Here is a 4,715-nt window from a genome sequence, read left to right as displayed (position 1 = left end):
GACGCCCTCGCCGACGACGGTCATGCCGAGGCCCTGGCCGACGCGCACCACGGCGGTGGCGATCGCAAGCGCGCCCGCGTCTTTCTCGATGTCGCGCATGAAACTGCGGTCGATCTTCAACTCGCGGATCGGCAGATGCGCGAGCCGGCTGAGGCTCGAATAGCCGGTGCCGAAATCGTCCACGGAGAGGCCGACGCCGAGCTCCCGGATCGCGTTCATCGTCTCCAGCGCCGCGACGCTGTCCTGCATGAACACGCCCTCGGTGATCTCCAGCATCAAAGCGTCCGCCGACAGATCGCATTCGGCGAGGATGTCCCTGAGCCGTGCGGCCAGGGTGACGTTACGGAAATTGATCGGCGACAGGTTCACCGAGACGCAGGGAATGTTGAGTCCGGCGCGGCGCCAGCTCGCCATCTGGCGGCAGGCCTCGCGCACCGACCACAGGCCGATCTGCTCGATCAGACCGCACTCCTCGGCAAGCGGGATGAACTTTGCCGGCGAGACGTCGCCGAGCACGGCATCACGCCAGCGCGACAGCGCCTCGACACCGTGGATGGCGCCGTCACAGCTGCGGATCTGCGGCTGGTAACTCAGGCTCAGCGCGCCTTCCGCGATGGCGCGGCGCAGCGCTGCGATCAGCGCCAGCCGCTGCTCGGTGAGCCCATTCATCTCCGCGCTGAAAATGCGATGGGTCGAGCGTCCGGCCTGCTTGGCCATGTACATGGCGGCGTCGGCCTGCTGCATCAACGTGTCGATGTCGGTGGCATGGTCGGGATACAGGCTGATGCCGATGCTGACCGACATCGGCATCAGCTTCGATCCGAGCTTCAAGGGTGCGGTCAGCGCTTCGGTGATTCCTGCCGCGACGCGCTTGGCGCTCTCGGCGTTGCGTTGCGGCAGCAGAATGACAAACTCGTCGCCGCCGAGCCGTCCCAGCATATCTTCAGGGCCAATCCGCTCGCGCAGGCGTTGCGCGAGCTGGATCAGGAGTTCGTCGCCGGCAGCGTGCCCCAACGTGTCGTTGACGTCCTTGAAATGATCGACGTCGAGGAAGGCCAGCGCCACATGGCTGCCGGTCGGGCAGGCATCGATCGCGGTGGTGATGAGGTGCCGCAATTGCGCGCGGTTCGGCAGGCCGGTGAGGATGTCGTGATAGGCGAGCCGCGCGATCTCGGCGCGCGCTTCCTTGCGCTCGATCGCGAAGGCGCCGAGATTGACGCAGGCCTCGACGATGCGCCGGTGCCAGTTGCTCGGCGCACGGGGCTCCCGGTAGTAGAAAGCGAACGTCGCGATGACCCGGCCGTCCTTGGCCTTGACCGGGGTCGACCAGCAAGCCCGCAGGCCGATCGACAGCGGCATGGCCTTGTAAGGCTGCCAGCGGGGATCGGTATCAAGATCGGTTGCCAGCACCGGCTCACCATAGAAGGCGGCGGTGCCGCAGGAGCCGACATTGGGGCCAATCGCAACACCGTCCAATGCGCGCGAATAGTCCTCAGGCAGGCTGGGACCGCCGAGCGGGTGGATCAGGCCCGCGGCATCGACGTGAAGCAGCGAACAGACCACGTCGGGCGCGATCTCCTCGACACGGCCACAGAGCCGGTCGGCGATCTCGCCGATCGGCACCTCGTCGGCGAGTGCGCTCATGATGAGCTGCTGGAGCGAGCGCAGCTGCTTGGTCTCGGTGATGTCGTCCAGCAGCGCGAAGATGTGCTTGACCCGGCCCTTCCTGTCGCGGAAGGCATCGATCCGGGCGCTGACCCAGATCTCCTCGCCGTCCTTGGTATAGATCAGGACCTCGGCTTCACCGCCCGGACCGCCCTTGACGAGACGCCGTCCGATCGTCGTCAGCGCTTTGCGGTTGGTGTGACGGCCGGCTAGCAGATCAGTCGCCCCCCGCCCCTCAGCTTCCGCGGCGGAATAGCCGAACAGCGAGGTAAACGCTGCATTGGTGTAGCGGATGTCGAGCTCGGTGTCGGTGATGAGCACGGCGCGGTTGGTCTGATCCGAGACGGCGTCGAGCAGCGCGATCCGCGCGCGGCGTTCCGCTTCGGTGGTAACGTCGCGCGCGAACACGACGCGATGGGTCACGCCGCCGCTTGCGAAGGACGAAAGCGAGACGGCCGCCCGGATCCGGCTGCCGTCGGGCCGTGTGAGGCTGATCTCGTCGCGGCACTCTGCGATCGAATCGTCCTGAAGACACTTCAAGGCGAGAATGTCGACACCGCGGCCGAGCACGTCGGTGCGCGCAAGCTTCCAGATCCGCTCGGCACCGGCGTTGAAATGCGTGACGCGCCGCGCGCTGTCGACAATGACAATGGCGTCGTCGACGCGTTCCAGCGCGGCCAACAGCACGTCCGGCATTTCCGTCACAAGGCAATCGGAGGTAGACATCATTTGGACCGAGGAGCATCGGGAAGAAACGGCAGTCGACCCGAGGCTAACGCTCCGATGGTGTCCAAGACGTTTTTGCAATCCCCGTCCGCCCTTGCCAAGCCGCGACATGCTTAACCTTCGGCGAAAGAAGCGCAGGTAATGCGGTGTGTCGGGAACTCACTCCGCGGTTCGGCCCTGGAGCTCGTGCAGCCGGCCGGCCACGGCCCGCACCTTGCGCGGCGCAGCCTGCCAGATCGAGAGCGCCGACAATCCGCTCACGACCATCGCGATGCCGAAGGCGAGCGTATAGTCGCCGGCGCGATCGTAGAGGAAGCCGGTCATCCAGGGACCAGCGGCACCGCCCGCCAGCGCCGCCAGCATGATCGTTCCGAAAATGCTGCCCTGGTGCCTGCCCTGGAAAATCTCGAACACCACCGCGCCCATGATCGAGGTGAGGCCGTAGCCGAGCGCGCCTTGCGCGAACACCATCACATAGACCAGCCACAGCGACGGCTGGAACTTCAGTGCCATCAGCGCCGCAAAGCAGATCGCAAAGCCCGCGCAGCTGATCGCCCACACCCATTCCCGCCCGATCCGGTCGGAGACGTGGCCGAGCAGGATCTGGCCGGGAATGCCGAGCAGGCTGACGATGCCGAGCGCCCACACCGCGACGCCGGAGCTGAAGCCGATGTCGAGCAGGAATTTGGTCTGGTGCACCTGCACCGCGTACCAGATGTACAGACCGCAGAAATAGCCGAGCGCGATCCACCAGAATCGTGCGGTCGCGACGGCGCGCTTCAGGGTCCATTCGGTATTGACCCAGACGGGATCGACGACGTTGGAGACGGGCTTTGCCGCTCCCTCAATCGGCGCGGCATCACCGTCCGGCTGCAGGCCGATATCCTCGGGACGCTTGTGCAGCAACAAATTGATCGGCGCCAGCACGATCAGGACGAGCAGCCCCATCGCGGTGCAGGCCGTACGCCAGCCGGTCTGCTCGATCATGTGCTGCACCCAGGGCAGCAGCGTCACCGATCCGATGCCGACGCCGGCAAAGGCGATGCCGATGGCGAAGCCGCGCTTGCGGAGGAACCAGTTCGGCAGGAACAGCGACTGGCCGGAATAGCCGAGACACACCGAGCCGGCGCCGACCATGACGCCGATGGTGACATAGAGATGCCAGGGCGTGCTGGTGAGAGGGGCAAGCAGCAACCCGCCGCCCATCAGCACGACACCGAGCTCCATCACAGCGCGCGGGCCGGCGCGATCCATCAGGCGTCCGATCAGGGGACTGACCACACCCGACACCACGAAGCCGAAGGAGAAGGCGCCGGCGGTGACGCCACGCTCCCAGCCGAATTCGGAGATAATGGGAGGAAAGAACAGTGAAAAGGCGGTACGCGCGTTGACGCCGATGGCCATGGTGACGAAGGTCACGACGACCACGACCCAGCCGTAGAAGAACGGAAGCCGCATGTTTGTGCTTATTTCATCCCTAGACGGTCCTTCCGACCATCTGAGGGTGTCCGGGTCAAGCGCTTTTCGCGCATGCCACTTGAGCGGTAGGCCCGCATATGATGTCAGGGTCTGAGCGCCGAAGCTTCCGCAGCGTCATGCCCGGGCGTAGCCGTCCAAAGGACGGCGTCGCTTGCGTTCGCCTATGTCCCGGCCATCCACGCCATACTACCCGTCACAAAGAACGTGGATGCCCGGGACAAGCCAGGACAAGCCCGGTCATGACGATCTCTTTCAACGAACACGAAGGGGGCGCGCTCAGGCGGCGTCGCGCCGTGAGGGTTTGACGGGCGCATCGAACAGGATCCGCTCGATCGGCTGCGGGCGGCCGAACAGATAACCTTGCGCGAAATTGACGCCGAGCGCCTTCAGCCGGTCGAACGCCTCGCGGGTTTCGACGCCCTCCGCGGTGACCGACATGTCCAGCCCCCGCGCCAGCGTCACGATCGCGGAGATGATGGCGGAGCTGCGCGGCTGATGTGTGAGGTTGCGGATGAACGACTTGTCGATCTTGATCTTGTCGAACGGGAACGCCGTCAAATAGCTGAGCGAGGAATAGCCGGTACCGAAATCGTCGAGCGCGAGTTCAATGCCGAGCTGCTTCAACCGCTGCATGAAGGCGTGGTTCTCGCTGCCGCGCTCCAGCAGCACGGATTCTGTGATCTCGATCTCCAACCGCTGGGGCGGCAGACCGGAATCGGCGAGCGCCGCACAGATCATTTCGAACAGCTCGGCTTCCTTGAACTGGATCGGCGACAGGTTGACGGCGACCGCGAGACCGGAGGGCCAGCCGGCCGCGTCCGCGCAGGCGCGCCGCAGCACGAACT

Annotated in this window: 3 protein-coding genes; all 3 read right to left on the bottom strand. The window is 65.3% G+C overall.

The features are described 5' to 3' along the window. Positions 1-2,391: EAL domain-containing protein (locus MOV75_RS28065; protein ID WP_247006975.1), on the bottom strand; the 2,391-nt coding region annotated here is incomplete at its 3' end. A gap of 159 nt (positions 2,392-2,550) precedes the next feature. After that, positions 2,551-3,849 carry an MFS transporter gene (locus MOV75_RS28060; protein WP_246925048.1) on the bottom strand — a complete coding sequence of 433 codons (1,299 nt, stop codon included), beginning with the start codon at positions 3,847-3,849 and terminating at the stop codon, positions 2,551-2,553. Positions 3,850-4,146: 297 nt separating this feature from the next. Next, positions 4,147-4,715 (bottom strand): EAL domain-containing protein (locus MOV75_RS28055; protein ID WP_247006974.1); only part of this gene is annotated, 569 nt, incomplete at its 5' end.

This window comes from Bradyrhizobium sp. PRIMUS42 (assembly GCF_023006515.1).
GTDB lineage: Bacteria > Pseudomonadota > Alphaproteobacteria > Rhizobiales > Xanthobacteraceae > Bradyrhizobium.
Note: the sequence above shows the minus strand (reverse complement) of the source record. Positions and strands in the feature narration are given on the sequence as shown.

What these genes read in the sequence shown, in the direction of transcription:
- MOV75_RS28060 (WP_246925048.1), bottom strand. Translation starts at nt 3,849, where the DNA reads ATGCGGCTTCCGTTCTTCTACGGCTGGGTCGTGGTCGTCGTGACCTTC.